At 53.6% G+C, this 25,050-nt stretch carries 21 protein-coding genes; 14 read left to right on the top strand and 7 right to left on the bottom strand.

Annotation, left to right across the window (positions count from 1 at the left end):
* Window positions 1-214: 214 nt before the first annotated feature.
* Window positions 215-4,825, top strand: coding sequence for a S8 family serine peptidase (locus tag IPG22_03645; GenBank protein MBK6587397.1), 4,611 nt, complete (start codon window positions 215-217; stop codon window positions 4,823-4,825).
* The gene (locus IPG22_03640) at window positions 4,809-7,001 is read left to right on the top strand and encodes a carboxypeptidase regulatory-like domain-containing protein (protein ID MBK6587396.1); all 2,193 of its coding nucleotides are present in this window, start codon (window positions 4,809-4,811) and stop codon (window positions 6,999-7,001) included. The genes IPG22_03645 and IPG22_03640 overlap by 17 nt, the downstream gene beginning before the upstream one ends.
* A 235-nt stretch (window positions 7,002-7,236) precedes the next feature.
* Here IPG22_03640 and IPG22_03635 read toward each other — a convergent pair whose 3' ends face one another.
* The gene (locus tag IPG22_03635; protein ID MBK6587395.1) at window positions 7,237-8,250 is read right to left on the bottom strand and encodes a hypothetical protein; all 1,014 of its coding nucleotides are present in this window, start codon (window positions 8,248-8,250) and stop codon (window positions 7,237-7,239) included.
* Between the two features lie 281 nt (window positions 8,251-8,531).
* Between IPG22_03635 and IPG22_03630 the strand changes: the two genes are divergently transcribed.
* Window positions 8,532-9,065, top strand: a complete 534-nt coding sequence (locus tag IPG22_03630; GenBank protein ID MBK6587394.1) for a CarD family transcriptional regulator — start codon at window positions 8,532-8,534, stop codon at window positions 9,063-9,065.
* Window positions 9,066-9,266: 201 nt separating this feature from the next.
* Here IPG22_03630 and IPG22_03625 read toward each other — a convergent pair whose 3' ends face one another.
* Window positions 9,267-9,539: a hypothetical protein gene (locus tag IPG22_03625; protein MBK6587393.1), complete on the bottom strand. Its 273-nt coding sequence runs from the start codon at window positions 9,537-9,539 to the stop codon at window positions 9,267-9,269.
* Window positions 9,540-9,556: 17 nt separating this feature from the next.
* Window positions 9,557-9,706, bottom strand: a complete 150-nt coding sequence (locus IPG22_03620) for a hypothetical protein (GenBank protein MBK6587392.1) — start codon at window positions 9,704-9,706, stop codon at window positions 9,557-9,559.
* Between the two features lie 406 nt (window positions 9,707-10,112).
* Between IPG22_03620 and IPG22_03615 the strand changes: the two genes are divergently transcribed.
* Together IPG22_03615 and IPG22_03610 are read left to right on the top strand one after the other, a co-directional pair.
* Window positions 10,113-10,847 (top strand): Crp/Fnr family transcriptional regulator, encoded by a 735-nt coding sequence (locus IPG22_03615; GenBank protein ID MBK6587391.1) that lies wholly within the window; start codon window positions 10,113-10,115, stop codon window positions 10,845-10,847.
* 162 nt (window positions 10,848-11,009) lie between these two features.
* The gene (locus IPG22_03610) at window positions 11,010-11,693 is read left to right on the top strand and encodes a Crp/Fnr family transcriptional regulator (GenBank protein ID MBK6587390.1); all 684 of its coding nucleotides are present in this window, start codon (window positions 11,010-11,012) and stop codon (window positions 11,691-11,693) included.
* Here the strand turns inward: IPG22_03610 and queF are convergent.
* Both queF and IPG22_03600 read right to left on the bottom strand, forming a co-directional pair.
* Window positions 11,690-12,097 (bottom strand): NADPH-dependent 7-cyano-7-deazaguanine reductase QueF, encoded by a 408-nt coding sequence (gene queF, locus IPG22_03605; GenBank protein MBK6587389.1) that lies wholly within the window; start codon window positions 12,095-12,097, stop codon window positions 11,690-11,692. The genes IPG22_03610 and queF overlap by 4 nt on opposite strands.
* Before the next feature lie 250 nt (window positions 12,098-12,347).
* On the bottom strand, window positions 12,348-13,169 hold the full coding sequence (locus IPG22_03600) for a hypothetical protein (protein MBK6587388.1): 822 nt from the start codon (window positions 13,167-13,169) through the stop codon (window positions 12,348-12,350).
* Between the two features lie 69 nt (window positions 13,170-13,238).
* Between IPG22_03600 and IPG22_03595 the strand changes: the two genes are divergently transcribed.
* The 6 genes from IPG22_03595 to IPG22_03570 all read left to right on the top strand — a co-directional run bounded on the left by IPG22_03595 (window position 13,239) and on the right by IPG22_03570 (window position 17,207).
* Window positions 13,239-13,802 carry an orotate phosphoribosyltransferase gene (locus tag IPG22_03595; protein ID MBK6587387.1) on the top strand — a complete coding sequence of 188 codons (564 nt, stop codon included), beginning with the start codon at window positions 13,239-13,241 and terminating at the stop codon, window positions 13,800-13,802.
* A complete protein-coding gene (locus IPG22_03590) occupies window positions 13,799-14,257 on the top strand; it encodes an ASCH domain-containing protein (GenBank protein ID MBK6587386.1) in 459 nt (152 codons plus the stop codon). Before IPG22_03595 ends, IPG22_03590 begins: the two co-directional genes overlap by 4 nt.
* The gene (gene truA / locus IPG22_03585; protein ID MBK6587385.1) at window positions 14,258-15,010 is read left to right on the top strand and encodes a tRNA pseudouridine(38-40) synthase TruA; all 753 of its coding nucleotides are present in this window, start codon (window positions 14,258-14,260) and stop codon (window positions 15,008-15,010) included.
* A gap of 44 nt (window positions 15,011-15,054) precedes the next feature.
* Window positions 15,055-15,414 (top strand): DUF952 domain-containing protein, encoded by a 360-nt coding sequence (locus IPG22_03580; GenBank protein MBK6587384.1) that lies wholly within the window; start codon window positions 15,055-15,057, stop codon window positions 15,412-15,414.
* 83 nt (window positions 15,415-15,497) lie between these two features.
* Complete coding sequence (locus IPG22_03575; protein ID MBK6587383.1) at window positions 15,498-16,271, top strand: isoprenyl transferase; 774 nt, start codon at window positions 15,498-15,500, stop codon at window positions 16,269-16,271.
* A 96-nt stretch (window positions 16,272-16,367) separates the two neighbouring features.
* Window positions 16,368-17,207 (top strand): phosphatidate cytidylyltransferase, encoded by an 840-nt coding sequence (locus IPG22_03570; protein ID MBK6587382.1) that lies wholly within the window; start codon window positions 16,368-16,370, stop codon window positions 17,205-17,207.
* Window positions 17,208-17,220: 13 nt separating this feature from the next.
* On the opposite strand, the gene IPG22_03565 is transcribed toward IPG22_03570, so the two are convergent.
* Window positions 17,221-18,459 carry an acetate kinase gene (locus tag IPG22_03565; protein MBK6587381.1) on the bottom strand — a complete coding sequence of 413 codons (1,239 nt, stop codon included), beginning with the start codon at window positions 18,457-18,459 and terminating at the stop codon, window positions 17,221-17,223.
* A gap of 294 nt (window positions 18,460-18,753) precedes the next feature.
* Between IPG22_03565 and aspS the strand changes: the two genes are divergently transcribed.
* Window positions 18,754-20,589, top strand: a complete 1,836-nt coding sequence (gene aspS / locus IPG22_03560) for an aspartate--tRNA ligase (protein ID MBK6587380.1) — start codon at window positions 18,754-18,756, stop codon at window positions 20,587-20,589.
* A gap of 87 nt (window positions 20,590-20,676) precedes the next feature.
* On the opposite strand, the gene IPG22_03555 is transcribed toward aspS, so the two are convergent.
* Window positions 20,677-21,318, bottom strand: coding sequence for a hypothetical protein (locus IPG22_03555; protein MBK6587379.1), 642 nt, complete (start codon window positions 21,316-21,318; stop codon window positions 20,677-20,679).
* A gap of 322 nt (window positions 21,319-21,640) precedes the next feature.
* Here IPG22_03555 and IPG22_03550 point away from each other — a divergent pair, with 322 nt between their 5' ends.
* Together IPG22_03550 and IPG22_03545 are read left to right on the top strand one after the other, a co-directional pair.
* Window positions 21,641-24,118: a hypothetical protein gene (locus tag IPG22_03550; protein MBK6587378.1), complete on the top strand. Its 2,478-nt coding sequence runs from the start codon at window positions 21,641-21,643 to the stop codon at window positions 24,116-24,118.
* A gap of 79 nt (window positions 24,119-24,197) precedes the next feature.
* Window positions 24,198-24,944, top strand: a complete 747-nt coding sequence (locus IPG22_03545) for a sulfite exporter TauE/SafE family protein (GenBank protein MBK6587377.1) — start codon at window positions 24,198-24,200, stop codon at window positions 24,942-24,944.
* The last annotated feature ends 106 nt before the right edge of the window (window positions 24,945-25,050 follow it).

Raw genomic sequence — 25,050 nt, 5'->3', positions numbered from 1 at the left:
ACTGCCTTTTCGGCTAAGTCTCCACGATATTCGATGATATCGTTTTCCACTATTCCTCTGAATACTTAAGTCTTGACTTTAGATGAATTTAGGAGCATAATCCCCGCAAAACAATATTGGCAAGTTCAAACTTTCGGTTCGTGGAACTCGACTGGCGTTCAGTAAAGGCACATGGATGGATCGTCGGGATAATTCTTCTGGAGATGGAATCTAAATGGAAATGAGATCAGGGTCGTTTTTAGCCTCGAATCGTAATTTATTGTTATCAATTGGCGTGCTTTTAGGGATCTTTTCCTTTGCTGTTATCGCCTGGCAGGCAGATGCGCAGAGCCGAAGAGGCAATGACGCTGATAACTCGACCGCAGGTGCTGGTATCGGCCGGGGAGTAACCCGTGATATTCGCGATGCCTCCAAAGATCTCGTCCGTGTGAGAGTCAATAGTGACGATGACCGTCAACTTGCTGTTTCCTTCGGCCGCGTTGTTGGTGATTACGGTTCTTTCGTTGTCATTGCGGCAGATAAAGGAACTTCGCTTGATTCAGCGGGTCTCGAGAGCCAGCTACTTGAAACTACGATCAACACGCCAGGAAGAAAGTTTGACCCGATCGCTGAGCAGCCGCGTGGAACGATCTCGCCAGACGGGACACCTGAATCGAATGAGAGCGGGTATTATATTGTTCAGTTTGGCACAACTTCGAGCGACCAACTGCTAGACAGCATCAGGGAAGCCGGCGTTGAAGTGCTTCAGTACGTTCCGCACCAAGCTTATTTCGTGTATGGAAGCGGCGAGGCTATTCAGCGGGTCGCCAACCATTCAATGGTGCGGTGGGTTGGCAGCCTTCTTCCCGAGGACAAGCTTTCCGAAGCCGTAAAAGACCAGGTTAACAGTGCGAGAAACGCGACGGCAACGCAGCCTGGAATATCGAGGCTGCAGGTTTCGGATGCGGGAACCGCAATTTTTGATGTTGCTATTTTCAAACGTGCCGGGCGGGAGGGAATCACCAATGAGATCTCCTCATCCTACCGCGGTAGGAATCCTTATTTTATCGAGTTGCCAAACAACTATTTCAATGTTGTCAGAGTTGAGGTTCCTGTCGAAAGCGCGCTAGACCTCGCAAATATCTCTGGCGTTGTATCCGTCGAGTCTTACAGCAAGCCAACTAAGGAAGACGAGCGTGCCGCGCAGATCGTTGCCGGAAACTACACTGGACCGACGACCATTTCGGGACCAGGCTATGATCCGCTCACGCAGTTCGGAGCAAACGGTTCTAACGTTACTGTTTCGGTCGTTGATGACGGCGTTGGAATTCCTGGAGACGGAGGGTTTTACGTAACTGCCAGTAATTCGGTTAATGGCCCACTTCGCGGTGCAACAGCAGGTGCTGCCGGACATGGACATTTACAAGCATCGATCATCGCGGGTGACGCTCCCTTCTCGGTCCTGGATCCGCTCGGCTACAACTACGGCCTCGGCATTGCACCCAAATCACATATTATAAACATCCCGCTTTTGCGGGCCGGATACACAGGAACCGAGGCCGACACTGCGAACGACACAGTTACGACTAACGGGCCCAACAGCGTCAAAGGATACATCAGCAATAACAGCTGGGGTTCTGGAACTAATGGTAATGTTTACGATTCGTTTGCAGCTCAGTTTGATGGCTTTGTCCGCGATTCTTCGAGTGCCGGAACCATCGATCCGCTCGTGGTTGTTTTTTCAGCGGGTAATCAGGGAGCTACCGGCCTAACCCGTCCGAAGGTTGCGAAGAACATGATCTCGGTCGCGGCTTCGGAAAACGTGCGTTCAGGATCGCCAAGTGCCGGCGGTAGTACCGGAGCGGCCGATAATCTAGAACAGCTTCCCGATTTCTCGAGCCGCGGGCCTGCCGCTGACACACGCGTCAAGCCGGATATCACAGCTCCCGGCGATGCGGTTACCGGCGGACGGTCTGGTCCTGATTCTCTCTTCGGAAATATCGACACCTTCCACCGTATCAGCAGCGGGACCTCGCACGCCTCACCGCAGGTTGCGGGTGCAGCCGCACTGTTTACGCAGTCGTGGAAAGCCTCTAATAGTGGCGTCAATCCAAGCCCTGCTATGGTAAAGGCCGCTCTCATCAATGGTACTGTTGATATGTCCGGAACCGGAGCGACCGCGGCACGCCCCAACGGATCGGAAGGTTGGGGCCGGATAAATCTAAAGAACGTTTTGAGTACCGGAGCCACGATCACGTATGTCGATCAATCACTAGTTATCCCCTCGACTGGAAATAGCTACATTTATACCGGTACCGTTGCTGACGGCGCACGCCCGGTGCGCGTTTCACTGGTTTGGACCGACCCGCCGGGAACGGCTGACCCGTCTCTCGTCAACAATCTTGATCTTGAAGTTCTTGTCGGTGGAAATACCTATAAAGGAAATGTCCTCGCGGGTGGATCGTCTACAACCGGCGGAGCAGCAGACAATCGGAATAACGTAGAGAACGTTTTTCTGCCAGCCGGAACAACCGGGCCGATCACTGTTCGTGTTATCGGCACAGCCATCAATGGCGATGGCGTATTGGGTAATGCGGATACCACCGACCAGAATTTTGCACTCGTTGTTTTCAATTCAAACGTAGCGGTCGCTGCTATTCCCGTACTTTCCGGGGGAACTGCAACTCTGATCTCGGAAAGCTGTCTGCCCGCGAACGGCGTGGTCGACCCTGGCGAAACCGTTACTATGGCGTTCCCCGTCTCGAACGTCGGAACCTCTGATACTGCAAATGATGTCGGCACTCTCCTGGTTTCGGGCGGTGTCCTTTCGCCGTCAGGTGCACAAACCTACGGAGCTATCGTTGCGGGCGGAGCAGCGGTCTCACGCAACTTTACCTTCACGGCAAATCCATCTCTGGTTTGTGGAACTAGCATCACGGCAACCGTATCCCATCAGGATGGAGCCTCTAATCTTGGAAATGTCGTTTATACAATTCCAACAGGTACCACTGTAACGACCAATATTTTCTCGCAGAATTTCGATGGAGTAACGGCTCCGGCTCTGCCAGCCGGATGGACAACTGCGCAGACTGGCACACCGCCAGCGTTGTTTGCGACGACCGCGACGACGCCTGACACTGCACCTAATGCGGCATTTACCAACGGTGTTTCTACTGTAGCATCAAATAGTTTGATCTCGCCGGCGATCGCTATTCCGGCTGGAAGTGGTTCGCAGATCAGTTTCAGACAGACTAGAAACTTCGAATCTACTTTTGACGGTGGAATTCTCGAGATCAGTACTGATGGTGGAACAAATTACAGCAATGTAACAAGCGTTGGCGGCGTGTTTTCCGCTGGCGGATACAATTCTACGATCGATACTGGATTTGGTAATCCTATTGCCGGTCAATCCGCGTGGTCTGGGGCTCAAGCAACTTATATCACCTCGACTCTTGATCTTCCTCCGGCTTTCAACGGTCAGACAGTGAGGTTGAGATGGAGAGCCGGGTGGGATAGCTCGGCTGTAAACGCGAATCCAAACTGGCGGATCGATACTATAACGATGGTGATGAACTCGTTGGTTTGTTCTACTTGTACGGTTGCAACACCAACGCCAACGCCGACACCAACTCCGACACCGACACCGACGCCGACGCCAACGCCGACACCAACGCCGACGCCGACGCCGACGCCTACGCCTACTCCGACGCCTACTCCGTCTCCGGCACCGACAGCGACGCCGACTCCTTCGCCGACGCCGGCTGGATGTGTGGTTGACCCGGTCGTTATAAATGCGAACGACAGCGGCCCAGGCAGCTTGCGTCAGGCGGTAATTGATGCGTGTCCTTTCAGCACGATCAGGTTTAGCGGGAATTTTGAGATCCTCCTGACATCAGGTGAGATCGCGATCGATAAGCCGTTGACCATCGATGGAGAGACAAATTCGGTAATTGTCAACGGTAATAGCAGGAGCCGCATCTTCTACATCGGTTCGAATTTGAGGGATGGTGAATCACCTGAAGGCGAACCAACCCTGGATGTAAATCTAAGGTCGCTCAGGATACTCGACGGACTTGAATACGGTGGCGGATGTATTGCCACATCTGTCGGCACGAGTTTGACGATCACCCGATCGCTGTTGGGTGTTTGCCGGAGCCCGCTCCCGGATCGGCCTGATGGCGCAGATGCCCCGACAGGTTTCTCGGGCGGTGGAGCGATCTTCGTGCACTTTAACTCGACCCTCAATCTTGTCGAATCAACGATCGAGAACAGCAACTCTAACGGCTTCAGTGGCGGAGCTATTTTCCTTCTGGGAACTGCAAATGTCACGCGTTCCACCCTTTACAACAACACAACGATCGGCGGCAACGGGGGAGCAATATACCTTAGTGGGATCCTCAGCCGTCCAGATAGCCCGGACCTGGCCATTGCTAGCCAGCTTAACGTGGTCAATTCGACCATCTCCGGAAACTCGACCAATGGTGCGGCTCGTGGAGACGGCGGCAACGCCGGACTGGGTGGCGGTATCTACGGCGGTCCCGGATCCCAGATATCGCTGACCAACTCGACCATTACCGACAACTTTGGCGGATCAGTTGGTGGAGGTGTCTATGTTGAAAACCTAATGAACCGCGGTGATGTAACAGGCTTAGGGCCGAACGTTCGTACGTCGCTAATTGCTAAAAACGGTAACGGTGCGTCTGACGTCGCAGGGCAATTCAATTCGCTCGGATATAACCTGATCGGCAATGCCGGCAGTTCGATTGGTTTCTCCAGTGGTACCAACGACATCGTTGGTACTCCACAAACCCCCGATCGACCCGCTCCTTATGCCTTTGGCAGATAACGGCGGGCCGACATTAACTCATAGCCTCAGTCCCGGAAGTCCGGCTATCGATAAAGGAGCCACCGCTCCTGATGTATCCTCTGACCAACGAAATCTGACTCGTCCGGTCGATGATCCCCTAGTTGCAAACGCTCCGAACGGAAATGGCTCGGATATCGGTGCGTTCGAAGTTCAAGGTGTCGCGCCAACGCCAACGCCGACTCCAACTCCAACTCCAACTCCAACTCCGACGCCGACGCCGACGCCGACGCCTACGCCAACACCGACGCCGACACCGACGCCTTCTCCGACGCCGACGCCGACGCCGACTCCGACTCCGACGCCAACGCCGACGCCGACTCCAAGTCCGACTCCAAGTCCGACGCCGACGCCGACGCCGACGCCGTCTCCAACGCCGTCTCCGACGCCGATCCCTGTTGGGCCTCTGTTTGCGGTTAACTCGGTCACGCGTAACGAGACGAATTCGGGCACGACCGCGTTTATCTTTGAGGTCACGATCACTCAGTTGCCGGGTCTCGGACAACCGGCTCGAACGGTTGATTTCACCACTGTTGACGGAACCGCATTAGCCGCTAACAACGATTATGTGCCGCGTTCCGGAACGATCACCTTCACTTCGAATTCGCCGACGCTTCAGACCATAGCCGTTACGGTTAACGGCGACATCACGTTCGAGGCAAATGAAGTGTTCTTTATGAGACTCTCGAATCCGGTCGGCGGCAGCATTATCGGCGGCGACGGGGTTGGAACGATCTTTAACGACGACGTTGAACCTTCGTTCTCGATCAATGATGTTTCGGCGAACGAAGGTAATGCGGGAACGACGCCGTTCACGTTTACGATCACTCGTTCGGGCAATCCGACTTCGTTCAGTTCGCTGGTGACCTATTCCACGGCGAACCAGACGGCAACGGCACCTGGCGATTACACGGCGGTCTCGAACGGTACGGTCACATTCTTACCGACCGAGACGTCGAAAACAGTCACCGTTCTGGTTAACGGCGACACCGCTGTCGAGCCGAATGAGACGTTCCTCGTCGACATGACGACCGTTTCGAACGGCATCATCGGCAGAGCGACCGGAACCGGAACGATCGTCAACGACGACGGTGGAATAACGCCGACACCGACGCCAACTCCGGCCGGAACCCCGACGCCGACACCGACACCGCTTCCAACGCGGCCGGAAGGCGACGTGGTCGACGGCAGCGGCGGCCCGCTGGGCGACAATCAGGTCCTGTCGAACGACGTTTCGTACATCCGACAGGTCGTTCTCGGCAACCTGCCGGCGATCCCGGCGGGAGCTCAGTTCCAGGCAGCGGACGTCAATCTCGACGTTCCGGGAGCCTGCGGAAACGCCCAGATCGAGGCCGGCGACGTGACCGTCATCCGCGGCTACAACCTCGGAGTACTCAACGGCGTACCGATCACCACCAAACCAGTCTGCGGCCCGACCGCTCCGGCTGCGGCCCGCGGCGAGACGGCCGAGGGCACGGGCGGACGCGTGATCCGTGCGGTCAATGCTTCGGCGATCGCCGGACAGCAAGTGACGGTCTCGTTCATGCTGGATTCGCTCGGTAACGAAGCATCCGCCAGCTACACGGTGAACTATCCGGCGTCGGTCCTGACCTACGTCAGTGCTGCAATCGGAGGCGGTGTTCCGACAGGTTCGAATCTCGGACTGAACACGAGCCAGACGGCAGCCGGACGCCTCGGCGTGCTGGTCGACTCGACCAACACCTACGCGGCCGGAGCAAGGCAGATGATCACCGTGACGTTCGCAGTTCCTGCCAACGCTGCGGCCGGAACGTACCCCGTGAGCTTCTCATCGACGCCGACCGCTCAAAGCGTTTCGAGTGCCCAGGGAGCTTTGCTCACGACCACCTACCAAAGCGGCAACGTCGTCATCGGAACAACTGCGGCCGGTGTGGCGGTCTCGGGCCGCGTCCTGAACGCATCCGGCCAGGGCGTGAGAGGAGCAACGGTGACGATGACCGATCCGAACGGAAACAGACGGACGTTCGTTACGGGCTCATTCGGTATCTACCGCTTCGAGGACGTAACCGGCGGCCAGAGCTATGTCATCGCCGTCCGCTCAAGCCGTTACCGCTTTAACTCGCGGGTTGTTAACGTGACCGATTCGCTCAGCGATGTTGATTTTGTTGGGTTACAATGATCCGGCAGAACGATTCATTGATCTTCACGGCGGTCGCGTAATGACCAATATGGAGGATATTTTTAGACGGTGAGAATGCTCGCCGTCTTTTTTTGATTGTGTTGGCTTACTGGGAAATGACCTTAGATCCTCTGGTTTTTAGCGGCGAGTAGGATGCTCGCCCTCCAGTCAAAAAAGGCTGTCCGCATGGGCGGACAGCCGGGGATCTAGGATCATTGAGGAAAGATCACAGGTTTTAGTTGGTCTTCATGCGGCGGACGCCGATCTTTAGTTTGACTAGATCTTCGACCGAGATGTTCGGGTCTTCGGCTCTGGCTCGGCGGATGAAGTCGCGGTCGATGTTGAAGATGCGGAATTTGACGACTTCTTCGGCGGAGAGTTTGCCGTAGCCTTCCGCTTTGAGATCGGTGAGCAGCTCGGGCGTTACCTTGAAGATGCGGAATTTTACGACCTCTTCGGACGAGAGGTTGTCGAATCCCGCGGCTTTCATTTCGGCGAGGTACTCGGGCGTGACCTTGAAGATGCTGTATTTGACGAGCTGTTCGAAGTCTTTGGTGCCGAAGCCCATTTCCGTGACCTTTCTGACAAAATCGGCGTCGATCTTGAAGATGCGTGCCTTTACGAGGTCTTCCATCGTCAGGTTTGGAAAGCCGGTGGCCTTCATCTCTGCCATGAATTTGGAATCGACTTTGAAGATCGTGGCTTTGAATAGGTCATCGACATCGAGGTCGCCGAAACCGACCGATCTGAGATCATCGGCGAGAGCGGTCGTGACGTTGAGCATCGCGGCCGAGAGCATGCGGCCTTCGACATCGTTTTCACCTTTGTTCCTGCTGTTCGACTTTTCAAAATCAAAACCACGCTGCTTCATCGCACTGAAATAACGATAGTCAGGATCAAAACGGAACGTGCCCGAGCCTTTGCCGTTCGAGAACGAGCCCTCGAAATTGACGGTGCCGGCCTCGCGGGCGAGCTTGAAATTCACGCCGCCGTTCTCCGTCTGCGCCTGGCTCAGGCCCTGCAGTTCAGAATAGGCGAAGCTCGAACCAAATTCATTTCGGCGATCGCCTTGGGTGGTTCGGCTGAGATTGAGCTGGATCTTGCCGTCGTCGCGTTTGCCCGGCCGGGCATCTGCCGTCCATTTGCCCGTGATCGGTGCCTGGGCGACGATCACGACCTTTCCGATAACTATGATTATGAATGCTAGAGATAAAAGGCTAAGAGCCAGGGATCTGAAATTGTTTCGCATTGAAACCTCCGGTTTTTTGTAAGATATTTTGTTCGCTTATCGCGTTACGAAATGAAAACACCACGACGGTGAGGTTTGTGACAGATGTGGGATCTTTTTTGCAGATTCACCCTTGCTGACGCGCGGGCTTTTGCATCGGACTTGCACGGAAATTTTTGTTCCAGTCTTGGGCGAGACATGCTATAATGGCGTTAATCTTGACAGACCAACCCTGCGCCGGACTCCAGTTTTTGGTCCGATACGCATCGCGTCGTTCTCAAGTTATTGGGAGAGAAGCGGTCATGCAATTAACGATAGGTCAAAAGGTAGCTTACCCGAACCAAGGCGTTTGCCAGGTCGAGGAGTTTAGCGTGCACGCTTTCGGGGCCCTCTCGATCAGCGGTTACACTCTTCGCGTTTTACACGACAACTCGACGATATTCGTTCCCGAATGCAATGCGGACAGCGTCGGCCTGCGCCCGCTGATCTCGAGGTCGCAGTGCCGGCAACTGATCGATATGCTTGGCGAGGATTTTGAGCCGTACGCCGGTGATTGGAAGACGCGTTCGCGTGAGTTCACGGAAAAGCTGCGAACGGGCGACATTTTTCAGACCGCCGAAGTGCTCAAAATGCTCACATTCCTGAGCCACGAAAAGAAATTATCGTTTCGTGAGCAGACATTGCTTGAGAAATCGAAATTCCTGATCATCTCCGAAATATCCAACGCCGACCCCAAAGGCAGTACACCGGCAGAAAGCGAAATAGTCAGCCTCGTCGAGCGAGCTTGTTCAAAGCGTTCGTTAGCATCGCCCGCTGTCATGGCAGCCATCCACTGACAACAGGCCAATAGACAATATATTGAGATGCCCGGGCCTTTTAGTTCCCGGGCATTCCCGTTTACGGCACCATCACATGCCATATAACGCTGTCCGCACTCATTTGGACAGTCCCACCCAAAATTGGATCAGGCGGGCGTTTAGTTAATCCTAAACGCCTGCCTTTTCCACCCCTTGTCAGTACGATCAGTACAAAATGATTCAGCATATCGAATCTGATATGCTCAGAAACCGAACCAGCCGGCGGCGAGCGATCAATGATTCGAACCTATCTGTGGTCGTCGCGACCGTGCTTTTCGATGCATATCGCCTTATATCCGCAAAGATCTCCTTTTTTGCCGCCTCCGATTCCTCGCGGCTGGCCGTGATCCTTTTCGCCAGCGCCGAAATAAAATTGCTGTAGCTCGTTGCCCTATCGCCCCTCATTCGTTCAGGTCGAATGCCATTAGTCTGGCTATTAGCGGCGATCAGCATGATTTTCTCCAGTAATTCTAATAATTCGGCCGGTGCTGCGCGTTGTTCCTTTGCTGCCAGAAGCGCCAACGCCAGTTAACATCCATCGGGAGTGAGGTTCGATACAGGCCGAACGCAACGGTGAACTGCAGCTTAACGTAGTACATTGAAAACTGGATCATTTTCATCTCAGAACCTCCAGCGGAAAAAAACGAAGGACGGCTTCCTGTAAGATCTACCGTCCTTCCACGCAGCGTTACTGCCAGTATAAGACCCTTGTCCAAAACAGCCTTCGCCTAGCGAATTTGGTTAACACGAGAGCGTTATCTGAGTGCAAGTAAGGTATGGCACTCAATTTTCATCCTTGCGGCTCCGGCTGATGTATTTAGTTAAACAAAGAAGATCGGCCGTGTATGTGCGCTTGCGAACACTCTTAAAACATAATTGCGTTCCGGCAATTTGGCCGGCTGTTAACGGGTGTGCGATATCGCACACATAAGATGGATAGGTATGGTATTCTGGCCCTGTTCCAACAAAGTTAAACTCGTTCAGGTAATTTAGCTGCTGAACTCGACCCGGAACAAAGAGGGAAAAATGCCGACTGCCGTAAGAACCGATGCCTTAAAGAACTACTTGTTGGCCTCGCTGCCGATAGGTGAATTTGAACGGATCCTGCCTAAACTCGAGATCGTACCGCTTACTCTGGGCAAGGTGATGCACGAGTCGGGCGCCAAGATGGACTATACGTATTTTCCTACGACGGCGATCATTTCGCTGTTGTATATCATGGAAAACGGGGCAACGGCCGAGATCGGCGTTGTCGGTAACGACGGCATTCTCGGAATTGAACTGTTCATGGGCGGCGAGACGACGACTAACCGTGCTATCGTCCAGAGCGCAGGCAATGTGCTGAGAATGAGGGCGAACGAGATGAAGGCCGAATTTACGCTTGGCGGCCCGTTTCAGAGGTTGTTGCTTCGTTATACGCAGGCCTTGATAGCACAGATCTCCCAAACTGCCGTTTGCAACCGTCTGCATTCCGTCGAACAGCAGCTTTGCCGCTGGCTTCTGCTGAGCCACGACCGTTTGGATTCTGACAAGCTCGTGATGACCCACGATCTGATCTCAAATATGCTCGGAGTGCGCCGGGAGGGCGTTACGCTTGCCGCGCAAAAGCTTGTGGCTCGAAAACTAATACAAAGTGTGCGGGGAACAATGACCATCATAGACCGCCCGGGCCTCGAAAATGCGGTTTGCGAGTGTTACAAGGTCGTCAACGACGAATACAATCGCCTGCTCGGCCGGGGAATATCTCGCTCTTTCGTATAGGTATACAGACAAAACGGTTAACACCTGTTATGGTTGCGCAAGTTGATAGCGTTCAAGCAGTCAACTTTGAAAATTTCACCATTCGACATCGGAAATGAACTAACGATCTACTTCTTGTGCCGTCTGTTGTTTTTACAACATGGCCCGAACAAGGAGTGCCCGATGCCAGAAACCACCAGATCTTCCAATAAGCTGCTCGCAGCTCTGCCGATAATTGCCTACGACCGCGTCCGGCCTCAATTCGAACCTTACGAGCTGAAGTACAGCGAGAATGTCTACGATCAGGGTGAGGAAATGAAGCACGTCTATTTTGTCGAAACCGGCATTATCTCGATATTGGTTGCAACGAGCCCGACCACAACAATGGAGATCGCCATGGTCGGTAACGAAGGCATGGCCGCCTTGGGTGTCTTTCTTGGGATCAAACTGTCAAACAATCGAGCCGTAGTGCAGGGAAGCGGGAATGCTCAGAGGATGACGGCGAAGAATTTTAACGCAGAATGCGCTTTCAGCGATGAACTGCCGCGGATCATGCGTTTGTTTACGTATTCGATGCTAATGCAGATATCGCGTTCGGCTGTGTGTACGCGATTTCACTCCATCGAATCGCGCCTTGCCCGCTGGCTGCTGATGACGCAGGACCGCATGCGGTCCGAAGACTTTCAGGTTACGCAGGAGTTTCTCTCCTACATGCTCGGCGTTAGACGCGAAGCCGTAAACAAGGCCGCCGGGATACTGCAAAAGCAGAAGCTGATCAGCTACGTCCGCGGCCATGTAACGGTCATCGACCGCAAAACGCTCGAAGGCCTCGCCTGCACTTGTTATGGATTTATCGCGGCGAATTAAGCAGGCTTTGTGTAACTCGCACGCACAACCGTTTTGATATTGCCGCGCACGTGATAATCGCCCTCGATCTCGACCTTTAGCGGGTCGCAGGCGGCGACGAAGTCCTCGAGGATGACGTTGACGACGTGTTCGTGAAAGATCTTTACGTCGCGGAATGAATTGATATAAAGCTTGAGGCTTTTTAGCTCGACGCAGAGCTTGTTCGGCACGTATTTGAGCCTGATCACGCCGAAATCCGGGAAATCTGAGAAAGGGCAGATCGCCGTAAACTCCGGCATATCGAATTCGACCCAGATCTCTTTACCCACAAACTCATACGGAAACGCGTCGAGCGGGAACAAGCCCATTTCCTCACGCGGAGTAGGGCGGATGTCTAATTGCTGTTTATTGACGCCCTCAGGCATTCTTTCGTCTAACATAATTTTCTAGTTTGGAGTTCCACCTTCAGAATTCGGAGTTTTAACTCTTCATCGCGTAGCGATTTAACGAATTTAGCCGTGGGTTTCAACCCACGGAAAGCGGAAAAAATAACCGCGTCGCGTCAGCGACGGTTGAATCTCAATTGTCGCTGACGCGACAGCGAACTTCGATGCGTCCGACCGTGGGTTGAAACCCACGGCTAAATTCATCACACCGCTCTGCGGTGGAGCCCGGCTATCTCACATACCGATGCTTTCGCGAGCCCAAACCTCTTATCGCGGCGAGGTCGTTAACGCCGTTCTCGTTCAGTTTTGTTAGTAGATTCACGAAAATATGGGCGGTCGCATAGGCGTCGGCGCTGGCGCGGTGATGATTTACCAGTTCGATCTCGTAGTGCTCGGCGACGGTCTTCAATTTGTGATTCAGGATGTCGGGCAGCAGTTTTCGGGAAAGCTGCACTGTACAGAGGCACGGATTGCGAAGCTTGTACTTGCCGAAAATGCGACTGATCTCGTGATTCAGAAACCGCATATCAAAACCCGAATTGTGGGCGACAAGTATCGAATCACCGATAAAATCAAGAAAATCGTACGCTACATCCGCAAACAACGGAGCATGGCGAACCATTTCGTCGCTAATTCCTGTCAGCGAAGTAATGAACGGCGGGATCGGTGTCTCCGGGTTTACGAGCGTTTGAAACTCCTCTTGAACCTTACCGTCCTTTACTCGGTACGCACCGATCTCCGTGATGCGGCAGGGCGGAGCTTTGGCTCCGGTGGTTTCGAGATCGAAAACGACAAATTCTGTCTCCATCAACTCCCGGCCCTCGAATTCGTCATCGCAAAGCTCGACCATGTCGCCATCGATCCTCAAGCGAGGATCGCCCGCGATCATGTCCGCGGCGAGTAATCTGGCAAGATTGCGGTCGGGCTTGCGGATCTTCATAACAAAATCGACCACGCTGACAGCCGAAGCCTTACCGCCGAACGAGCGGAGCAGAGCGACGGTTTCGTTGATCAGGAGCGACTCAGAGATCAGATTCGGGTACGGCGTCATTGATTAAAAGTCTAGCAGAAATTCCTGAGTTTATTGAGTCGGAAGGAGTGTTGAGTTAGTCTATATCGAATGGATGTTCTCAAACGTTTCACGGAAACCAATGCCTTGCTCGATGGGCATTTTATTTTATCGAGCGGCCTGCACAGCCCGAAATATCTGCAATGTGCTCTTGCCCTGCAGCATCCTGACGATGCGGCCGCGTTCGGTAAAGAGATAGCGGCACATTATTCGGCAGACGAGATCGACACGGTCGCGTCGCCGGCGATCGGTGGGCTCGTGATCGGATTTGCGACTGCTCAGGCACTAGGAAAAAGATTCATCTGGACAGAGCGTCAGGAAGGTGTGATGACAGTTCGGCGAGGGTTTACTGTTTCGCCCGGAGAACGAATTCTCGTCGTCGAAGACGTCATCACGACCGGCGGATCAACGCGTGAATGCATCGCGGCACTGCAAAGTTGCGGAGCGAAGGTTGTCGCTGCCGCTTCGATAATTGATCGCTCAAATAGAACCGCAGATGTCGGCGTGCCGCGGATCTCGCTCGTCAGTCTCGATGTTCCTAGCTTTTCTACAGACAGCTGTCCGATGTGTGCCGACGGGCTTGAAGCTGTAAAACCCGGTAGCCGCAAGTCATGACATCTGAGGTTCAGAAATTCTGGAACGACTTTCTTTTACTAAACCCGTCGATACCGAGGGCCGAGCCTTTTCAAGTTTGGTGCTTTGGTAACACGGCGGAAATGGCGAGGGAGCTTGCTGAATTGGTCATTTCCGGCAAGAAATTTGCGACCGCGAGCCTCGTTGCGGTAAATGAGATAATACCGGACGAGGCTCCGATCGCTGATGGTTACAGCGTTGTCACTGATCTTGCGGGAGCTCCGATGTGTGTGATCCAAACAACGGAGATCAGGCATCTGCCGTTCAATGATGTTGATCCGCAATTTGCATCAGATGAAGGCGAGGGTGATCAGACGCTGGAATATTGGCGTGATGTCCACTGGAAGTATTTCTCGCAGGAGGCAGCCCAGCTCGAGATCGATTTTGACGAAACATCACTCGTTTGCTGCGAGCGTTTTAAGCTCTTGTATCCTTAAATGAACTACAGACTTCTCATTCAATACGACGGCACCGACTTTCACGGCTGGCAGGTGCAGGAAAACGACCGGACGATCCAGGGCGAACTGGAGCGTGTGATCGGAATGATCGCTGACATGGATGTCGCGGTTGTTGGCTCAGGGCGAACGGACGCAGGTGTTCATGCTGAGGGACAGGTTGCGAATGTTCATCTGCACAGCAAATTCACGCCCGAGCGGCTCAAGCACGCGATCAACGGCAATCTGTGGCGAGACATCAGGATAATGAAAGCAGAAAAGGCTCCGGACGAGTTTCACGCCCGATTCTCGGCGAAGCGCAAAACGTATATTTACCGCGTGGTGAATGCTCCGGTGATGTCACCATTTTGGCGGCGGTTTGCCCACCACGAAACAAGGCCGCTCGACGTGGCTAGGATGAACGAAGCGGCTCGTTTGTTCCTCGGCGAGCATGACTGGACGGCGTTCGCATCAGCGAAATCCGACGGCGATTCGCGGGTCCGAAACGTGCTCGATTTTACCGTGGAATCGAGGTGGAACGATCAGGCGCAGGGCGTGATGATCGAGTTTCGCATATCAGCGACAGGTTTTCTGCGGTACATGGTCCGCTCGATCGTCGGCACGATGCTCGAGGTCGGGCGTGGCGAAAAAGATAGTGATACAATTCAGACGGCGATCGTCACCGGCAACCGCGACCTGGCAGGCAAAACGGCATCGGCACAGGGGCTGACGCTGCATAAGGTCGAGTACGATTAAGTGCCGGAACGCAGGCTGCCAGCCTGCGTTTCACGCAAAGGAAATTGCCGGCAACGCGCGATCGGCGAACCGGACACACGCAGGCTGGCAGCCTGCGTTCCGACGGAATGCTCATTTACCACATAGTTTTACCGGAAGTTTGGGCGGCTTTTGATACGGGGCTTTACCGGCACGCGAGTTTGGCTGTTGAAGGGTTTATTCATTGCAGCTTCGAGGAACAGCTCGACGGCGTGATCGGACGATATTACTCAGGCGTCGAAAGCGTGGTTATACTCGAGATCGAGAGCGACCGGCTAATGTCGCGGATGATAAAGGAACCGTCAACCGATAGCGGGATCTATCCGCATATTTACGGGCCGATAAATCGAGACGCAATTATTCGAACGTTCGAGAAAAGGATTTGAACAACGGATTAACACGGATCTACACAGATTAATTTCATTAAATCCGTGCTAATCCGCGTAAATCCGTTGTTAAGAAATGCACGATGCACGAGAATTTTGCCGGGATAATTAAACCGAATTCTGCCGAAGAGCGTCTTTTGGCGGGGATCGATCCGGCGCGGATGCCCCGGCATATCGCTGTTATCATGGACGGCAACGGCCGGTGGGCAAAACATCAGGGCCGGCCACGGATATTCGGCCATCGCGAAGGAGCTAAATCGGTTCGGGCGATCATCGATACGTGTACGCGGCTTGAGATCAAGGCGGTGACGCTTTACGCGTTTTCCACTGAGAATTGGAAGCGACCGCAGGACGAGATCAAAGGGCTGATGCGGATGCTTATTCGCTACATTCGCACCGATCTCAAAGAAGTTCACCAAAATAATATTCGATTCAGAGCGATCGGAGATATCGACGGACTGTTTGAAAACGTCCGTAAGGAGATCTCCAGAGCCGAGCAGATGACCGCCGAAAACACCGGCATGGTCATGAACGTCGCTCTTAATTACGGAGCCAGAGCCGAGATCGTCCGTGCTGCACGCCTCGCCTTTGCCGATATCGAGCGGCGAAATGACGTGATCGACCACCTGACCGAGGCCGACATAGAGCGAAACCTATATACCCACGGCCTGCCGGAGGTCGATCTGCTGATCCGAACCAGCGGCGAATTTCGCATCTCGAACTTTCTACTCTGGCAGTTAGCGTACAGCGAGATCTACATAACGCCGACGCTGTTTCCCGATTTCCGCCGGCCTGGGATATTTGAGGCAATATTGGACTACCAGAAACGGGACCGGCGTTTCGGCGGAGTTAAGTAGTTTATTCACAGGGATAAAGGTGATGAAAGGGATGAGAAAATAGTTTTTGCATACCCTTTTTATCTCCTTCATCCCTGTTAAATTGCGTTTAAGACTATGAAAACGAGAATTCTTACAGCCCTTATCGCTCTGCCTATCGTGATCGCGGCGATCATTCTGCCGCTGTGGGTTCCGCAGTTGGTTTGGCTGTTTGTGGCGATCGCGGGGTTTGCGTTGGCGGCGGGATTGTTCGAGTTTTATTCGCTTACGAAAAAACTTGAGCTAAAGGCTGATGCGTCGATCGGTTATCTCGCATCGGCGGCGCTGTTTATTGGCTTCCTTTTCGATGCTCCTGCGAAGGCTCCGGATCTGTTGGTGGCGACGCTCGCGGCGATCATCATCGCGGTCCTGATCTCACAGACATTTCGTTTTCAAAAGGATTTCTCAAAAATGCTCACGGGTATCGGCGTAACGCTGCTCGGGATATTTTACGTCGTGTTTTTGGGCGGATTTCTTGTTGCTACACGCGTAGGTTTCGAATCGATACCGGGCCTTTCCACAAAACTTCTCGGCTTCTTCTTCCTGATCATCTTCGGTTCCGACGCCGGTGCATACTTCGCCGGACGAGCCCTCGGTAAACACAAACTCGCCCCGGCGATCTCGCCCGGCAAAACCGTCGAAGGCCTCATCGGCGGCCTGATCACCGCCGCAGCATTCGCTGCTGTTTCGACCGCGACATTCTTTCCCGAACTGCGTTACCAATTCTCGATCCCGCTGGCCATCGTTCTCGCCGCCGTCGGCGTTCTCGGTGACCTCTGCGAAAGCGCGATGAAACGCGGCTCTGGCTCAAAAGACGCCGGCTCGATCATCCCCGGCCACGGCGGATTCCTCGACCGGCTCGATAGTTTGCTCTTTGGGGCACCGATACTGTATTACTTCGCACGGTTCTATTTCTGATCCCCGGCCCTAACTAGATCACGCCCTTGATCAGCCTGACCGTATCGCGGGCTATGAGGAGCTCTTCGTTGGTCGGGATAACGCCGAGTTTGACGCGGGAGTCTTCTTGGTTAAAAAAGCCTTCTACTCCGGATACTAATTCTGCATTCCTGTTTTCATCCGCAGCAATTCCAAACCATTCCAGACCCTGGCAGATCTTAGACCGAATGAGAGCTGAATTCTCGCCGATCCCTCCCGAAAAAATTATCGCGTCGGCTCCATCCATTGCGGCCAGGTATGAGCCAATGTATTTGCGGATGCGATAGCAGAATATCTCGATGGCGAGCCGCGCCCGTCGGTCGCCGGAATCCTCCGCTTCGGCGATAAGTTCGCGCATGTCGTGGGTCAGGCCCGAGATGCCGAGCAAGCCTGACGCCTTATTTAGCATCAGATCTGCCTCGTGAACCGTCATGCCTTCTTTTTCGCAGATAAATTCGATAATCGCGGGGTCGAGATCGCCGGAACGCGTGCCCATCACAAGGCCTTCGAGCGGCGTGAAACCCATCGAAGTGTCGAAAGAGTTGCCGTTTTTGATCGCGGCTACAGAGCTTCCGTTGCCGAGATGCAGGGTTATGATCTTTACTTCCTCGCGGGGAATGTGATTAAGCGTCCGGTATTGATACGCGATGTAACGGTGCGATGTCCCATGAAAGCCGTAACGGCGTATTTTGTGCCGTCTGTAAAATTGATAGGGAATGGCGTAGAGATAGGACGATTCTGGCATAGTGTGATGAAACGCCGTATCGAAAACCGCCGCTTGCGGAATGCCTTTACCTAGGATCGACCTTGCCGCCTGGATGCCCAGAACATTGGCCGGATTGTGAAGCGGGGCGAGCTCAATGCAGTCATCGATACCTCGCAGCACGTCGTCATCGATCAGAGCGGACTGGATGAAACGCTCGCCGCCATGTACAACGCGATGTCCGACCGCATCGATATCGGACAGGCCGCTGATCCCGTCGATATTAGTATCTTCACTACCGATCCATTGCAGGATGGCGTCCAGTGCGGCGCGCATATCACGTATCGGCTTGCCCGAACGGACGGCATCATGCCCCGCCGTTTGAAAAGTTAAGACCGCCGCTCCGCCGATGCGTTCGATCTGACCGCGCGCGAGCATTCGATCGTCACGACGCTCGATCTGCTCGAGGCTCGTTGAGATCAACTGGAATTTTAACGATGAACTGCCGCAATTTAGTACGAGAATGTTCATATTTTTATGTTACATCAAGTCATAGAATGAGAAAGGCTGAAACATAGTTTGCACTGATTCGGCACAATCTTGTATCATCGCGATTGAAGTTATGGACGCAGTTCGATTTGACGACAATAATAATACGTAGGCGAGAGTGTTAATTAGGTTTGACGCTCCGCCTTTCGTTTGTCGCAAATCGAAAGGCGTTTTTTGTTTTTGGAAGTGAATAAACAGGGATGAAGGGGATGCAAAGGATGAATTTGAATTTGTCTTAACTCCTTCATCCCCTGAATCCCTATTAATTTTAATTTTATGTTGGATGTACTTGGAACTTTAGAGAGAACACATACTTGCGGCGAATTGCGTGACAGCGATGTTGGCAAGCAGGTTGTTTTGATGGGTTGGGTGGCGAAGAAGCGTGATTTTGGCGTTTTTACGTTTGTCGATTTGCGTGACCGCGACGGTGTGACGCAGGTTGTGGTGAGCGAAGAGGACGCGAAGGAAGCTCATGCGAAGGCTAAAAACCTGCGCGGCGAATTCGTAATCGCCGTCAAAGGCGAGGTCGTCAAGCGTGACGAAGGGGCCAAAAACGCGAAGCTGCCGACCGGCGAGATCGAGGTCAAGGTGAGCGAGATCCTGATCCTGAACGACGCTAACGTACTGCCGTTTCAGCTCGAAGTCGCGGGGTCTGAGAATCTCGCGGCCGAAGACACGCGTTTGAAATATCGGTATCTCGACCTGCGCCGTCCGCAATTGCAGCACAATATCCGCATGCGTGCGAAGGCGGTCTCAGCTATCCGTGAGTATTTTGACACGCGTGGATTTATCGAGATCGAGACGCCGATCTTGCTCAAATCGACCCCGGAAGGTGCTCGAGATTTTATCGTGCCTTCGCGAATTCACACGGGGAAATTCTTCGCCCTGCCGCAGTCGCCGCAGATATTGAAGCAGCTCACGATGATCTCGGGCTTCGACAAGTATTACCAGATCGCGCGCTGTTTCCGTGACGAAGACCTCCGCGCGGACCGGCAGCCGGAATTTACGCAGCTCGATATGGAGATGACGTTCGCCCATCAGGAAATGGCGTATCGTGAGATCCAGGGCATGTTCAATCACGTCCTCGGCAAGGTCGGCGGCATTGACTTGCCCACCGAATGGCCGCGTATGACCTACGCCGAAGCGATGCGTCGGTACGGCTCGGACAAGCCGGATCTGCGGTTCGAGATGGAACTGGTCGATCTTTCGGATGAGTTGCGAGATACGGATTTCGCTCCGTTTGCGCAGGTGTTGAATTCAGGCGGGCAGGCTGGCAGCCTGCGTTCCGGCGAGATCAAATGTATCGTTGCGAAGGGCAAGGCCGATTACTCACGTAAACAGCTCGACGATCTGCAGGAATTTGCAAAACGTTATGGCGCTGGGGCGTTGGCGTGGATCAAGGTTGGCGACGAGACTACCTCGTCGCTGCTCAAGGTGCTTGGGGAAGAGAAGATCGGCCAGCTCGTTTCGGCAGCCGGAGCTGAAAAGGGCGATCTCGTTCTCATTGTCGCGGGCCGCAAATCTGTAGTCGCCGCTTCGCTCGGAGCTTTGCGTATCGAGGTTGCCAAAAGGGAAAATTTGATCGACCGTTCGGCTTACAAGCCTCTGATTGTGACGGAATTCCCGATGTTCGAGCATGATGAAGAGACGGACAGCTATGCTGCCGCGCATCATCCGTTCACGTCGCCGATGGACGAGGATCTGGAGAAATTTAAGACGGCGGTGAACGACGACAGCCAGCATCATCTGCTCGGTGAAGTTCGAGCGAAGGCATACGACGCGGTCATCAACGGCTACGAATGCGCCGGCGGTTCGATCCGAATTCATCAAAAGGACATTCAAGCCCTCAATTTTAAAGCCCTCGGCCTGTCGGTCGAAAAGGCGCGCGAGCGTTTCGGCTTTTTCCTCGACGCTCTCGAATACGGTACGCCGCCGCACGGAGGCTTCGCCGCCGGCATCGAACGAACTTGCATGATCCTCTGCGGCACCGAAAATATCCGCGACGTCATGGCATTCCCTAAAACTGCATCAGCACAAGACCTGATGATGGATTCGCCGGGCGAAGTGGATGGATCACAGTTGAAGGAACTGGGGATCGAGGTGAGTGATTAGCCTCACTTGTTGCCCGGTCGGAATTAAAAAAAACGGCGAACCGTTAACGTGGTTCGCCGTTTGATATTTGATGATACGAGGTATCGGCTACAAAGCTTTCCAATCTTTGGAACTGGTGGTCAGGAATTTTTTCCATGGTGATTTTCTGTCGTCACGATAGAGTCTGATCCGGAAGGTTCTCTGCCCGCGTTCGGTGCCGCCGATGCCGTTCGTCTTTTGGGTATAAACCCCGACGAGGTCGAATGAGACGGAATTCATCGTGTGCCAGTCGAATTTAGGATCGGCAGGCGGGCCGAAAGATTCGATCTTGCCGACGACGTTGCCGTAATTGAAACTGCCAAAGATCTCCTGTACGGTGAATCGGTCGATCAAAGCCTGGATCTCTTGCGTGGTGGGGTTCGGAATTCCCTCGAATCTGCTCGAGTTTGGAAAGGTTCGCCAGAAAGTGTAAGCGGCACCGTTTGCGTTGTATGCGGCATAGCCTGTTACGATCTGGGTAACGGCTGGATCTTCGGTTTTTAGCTTCGTCGTGTAGTCACGCGTCCATATCCATTTTTGCGAAGATGTGTCCCACGTTCTTGTTCCCGGTTTGCCAAATGTAATTGAAATGGTCCGTTCGCCGGACATGTCTTTCTTGATCTGGGCCTCAGACGGCTGAGCTTTAACATCCCAAGCGGCTGCCAGCGTAAATGCAAAACAAAATAGTCCCAACATCCAAAGTCTTTTCATAGTCAGTCGTTTATCTCCATGATTAGTGATGGTCTAGGTTCAGAAAATATGCTCCACAGTTTCGCAGTCTGAGTATCGGAGTGCGAAAATATTTGGAGATATTAGCACAAGAATGATCGAGGCCAGAAATTCTTGCACCGTTTTAATGAAGGGCTGGCTTTTTAGCAGATTTTTTACCAGGATCATGTTGATCGATTCGCCGGTTTAGGCCGCCAAACCCTTTGGGGCATGGAACCAACCGTTGTTGAGACCGATTCCTCACAACTTTTGGCTGGGCAGACTCATCCCATCTAACTCGCATTTTGCTTTAAAGCACTGAGTTATGAACTTTTTAACTTCCCAATTCCTACGCAGAGCATTTTTCATTCCGCTGATTGTTTTGACAGGCGTTTATCTTCAAGCGCCAGTGCAGGCTGCCGACGGGCAGGTTGACGAAAGCTTTATTTCGGGTCAGGACTTTGACTCGATCGTTCGCGACGTCGCTTTCCAGGGCGAAAAGCTGGTCGTGGTAGGCTACTTCAATACCGCCGTCGGATATCCGAGCCGGAAGATCGTTCGCCTTGAAGCTTCGGGGAATATCGATCAGACATTCAATTCAGGGATCGGCGCTAACGCCGATATCGGCCAGGTCGAAGTGCTAGCGGACGGTAAGATACTTATTGCCGGAGGTTTCACGCAATATAATGGATCACCCGTCAAATACATCGCGAGACTCAACGCAGACGGCTCATTAGACACGAGTTTTAATGACGGAGCCGGCCCAAATGGAGGCGTTAGCTATTTCGATGTTGATCCTAACGGTCGGATACTGATCGTCGGCGGTTTTACGGCGTTTGACGGCGTCAGCCGGACTAAGATCGCGCGCCTCGAGGCGTCGGGCGATCTTGATGCATCATTCGTAATGACCCAACAGATCGTAAGCGGCGGACTCGAAGCTGTTAAGGCCCTCAGTGACGGCAAGGTCATGGTGGGTGGGAGCTTTAATGGCGGCCTCATCAGGCTGCAGGCAAACGGAGCTTTTGACCCGTCGTTCATTGTCTCGATCAACGGACCTGTTCATGTGATTCGGCAGACGCCCGCCGGCGTTATAGCAGGCGGCGATTTTACGGCTGTGAGCCTCAACTACCGTCCGGGGCTCGTAAGATTCGTCGGTAACACCGTTGATCCATCCTTCTTTGCTCCGAGGGCGAAACAGATCCGTGATATTACGGTCCTCTCTGACGGCAGAATGCTCGTTTGCGGCGAACTCCGCGATGCCGAAGGACATGCTTATCCGATGGCTCGGCTCAGCTCGGCCGGAACTGAAGACCAAAGTTATCTGGGGGTCTTCTCTTTTCCAAACGGCGCGCAGGCGTGGAGTGTCGCGATCGGGCCTGACGGTAACGCGGTCTTCGGCGGCCTGATGAACGAAATGGGCCGCATAGATAGTGCGGCACCGACGGCTGTTATAAAGATCGATCCAAGTGGCGATAGGATTCTGTCGTTTCTAACCCGCACGGCCGCGATCTCGAGCGGAGCTTTATCGCTATTCAACCTCGCCGACGGAAGGATGATGTCGTGGGGCGGCGGATTCTATTGGCGGCCGAGACTTGCCCGCCTTTCGCACGAAGGGATCCCTGATATCCAGTTCGCACCGGTAGTTGACAACTTTGCCGCCGTCTCGCTGAACCCCGACGGCAGTGGAATAGTTGCAGGGACCCGCTCGAGAAGTCAGGGCCCGTTTCCATTTCGTCAGGTCAGCACTGATGGTACAGTATCTGATTTACTTTTCGCGTCGGGCACATATAGTTCCTCGGCAACCGGGAATGTGCTTGAGCTTGCACGCCAGGCTGATGGTAAGTTGATCGCGGTCGGTGATTTCGACACTATAAACGGCGTGACCCGACGCGATATCGTCCGACTAAATATCGATGGATCTGTCGATCAATCCTTCTCGACCAATATCGTCTCGCTGGACATCACAAAAGTGATCGTCTCTCCGCAGGGACGGATCTTTATTGCCGTTCGGCCGCAGGCGAATATCAACTGGGCAGCGGTCTATGAGCTGGATCAAAATGGAGCGGTGGTCTGGCAGTGCCGTGTCGACCCGGTCGTGCTTGGAGCGTACATTACAAACCTAACACTTTTGAGCGACGGAAATCTTTTGGTCTCGGGCAGACTCGGAAAGGTAAACAATGTCGATGCGCCACAGATCGCGCGGATCAAGCCGAATGGCGAGGTTGATCAGACATTCATTCCGCCAAACCTGGGAAGCCCATTCTCGACGATAAATTCGGTGTTACAGCTTATCGACGGGCGCGTCATGATCGGCGGGGAATTTCCGTCGATCGATGGTATTCAGACGGCGAATCTCGGCCGGCTGCTCCCCAACGGGAACGTTGACCCGACCTTTATCGCAACCGTGACCGGCAGCACAAACCCTTCCGGGATCCCAGTGATAAGCATGGTCCAGCAGGAAAGCGGCAAGTTGATAGTTAGTGGAAACTTTACTGCGGTCAACGGCAGCGTAAAGCGGGGGATCGTCAGATTTGAGCCGTTCTCCGGGCTCGTCACTATTTCCGGGCGGGTCACAACGCCGGGAGGGCTGGGCCTGAGAAATGCAGTCGTTAGAATGACAGATCTGCAATCAAATCTTGTTCGTACCGCAACGACGAGTTCGTTCGGCTTTTACTCGTTCACCAATGTTCTTGCACAAACGAACTACTTCATCAATCCGGTTTCGAAACGGTACCGGTTTACGGGCCAGGATCTGAACGCGAGCGGCAACCTGACAAACATCGATTTCGTTGGCCTCGAATAGGCTTTCGTGGGCTTGACCTGCTCGCAGATCTATTAGAACGTAATATCTTGCCGGGAATGCGAAAGAGCGGCCGTACCTTGTGGAATCTACATCTGTCCTGATAATTTTTGCCGTATTCGCCGTTGCGATACTTTACTCCTCGGTTGGACATGGCGGGGCGTCGGGGTATTTGGCGGTGATGGCGTTTTTGGCGGTGGCTCCTGAGGTGACGCGGCCGACTGCGTTGGTTTTGAATCTATTCGTGGCGTCGATCGGGACGTATCAATTCTGGCGAGCAGGTTACTTTCAGTGGCGCGTGTTTTGGCCATTTGCTTTGGGCTCCATTCCATTTGCCTTTTATGGCGGGATCGTTCAGCTTCCCACCGATGTTTACAAGATCGTATTAGGCGTTGTGCTTTGTCTCGCGGCGATGCGGCTTGCGGTAAAACTAAGAAATGATGATCAAACCACCGATCCACCTGTCCTCGCCGGGATCCTGATCGGTGCTGCCATCGGTTTGGTTTCGGGAATGATCGGCGTTGGCGGCGGCATCTTCCTGACGCCGCTGCTGCTGCTCGCGAGATGGTCTTCTACCAAGACCGCAGCGGCCGTTTCCGTCTTGTTCATTCTCGTAAATTCGTTTGCCGGGCTGCTCGGTAATTATCTATTTGGCAGAAGCACGCATATTCTCGACCTGCCAAGCCAGGTTTGGATCTGGATAGCCGTTGCAGTTGTCGGCGGCCTGATCGGTTCGACGTTGGGAAGCAAGAAGTTCGATTCGATGACGTTGCGGCGGGTTTTGGCGGTCGTGCTGCTATTCGCGGGTGTTAAGCTTATCCTGGTGTGACGATGACTGGAGCGGCAAGCATCCCTGCTTGCCAGCGGTCGAAGACCGCTAAGGAGCTCGGGTTAATCAAGGATTGTTTGTAGTTGGGGATTTCAACACCGCAGAA

Source organism: Acidobacteriota bacterium, from assembly GCA_016703965.1.
GTDB lineage: Bacteria > Acidobacteriota > Blastocatellia > Pyrinomonadales > Pyrinomonadaceae > OLB17.
The sequence above is the reverse complement of the archived record's forward strand: the minus strand, read 5'-3'. Positions and strand labels throughout refer to the sequence as shown.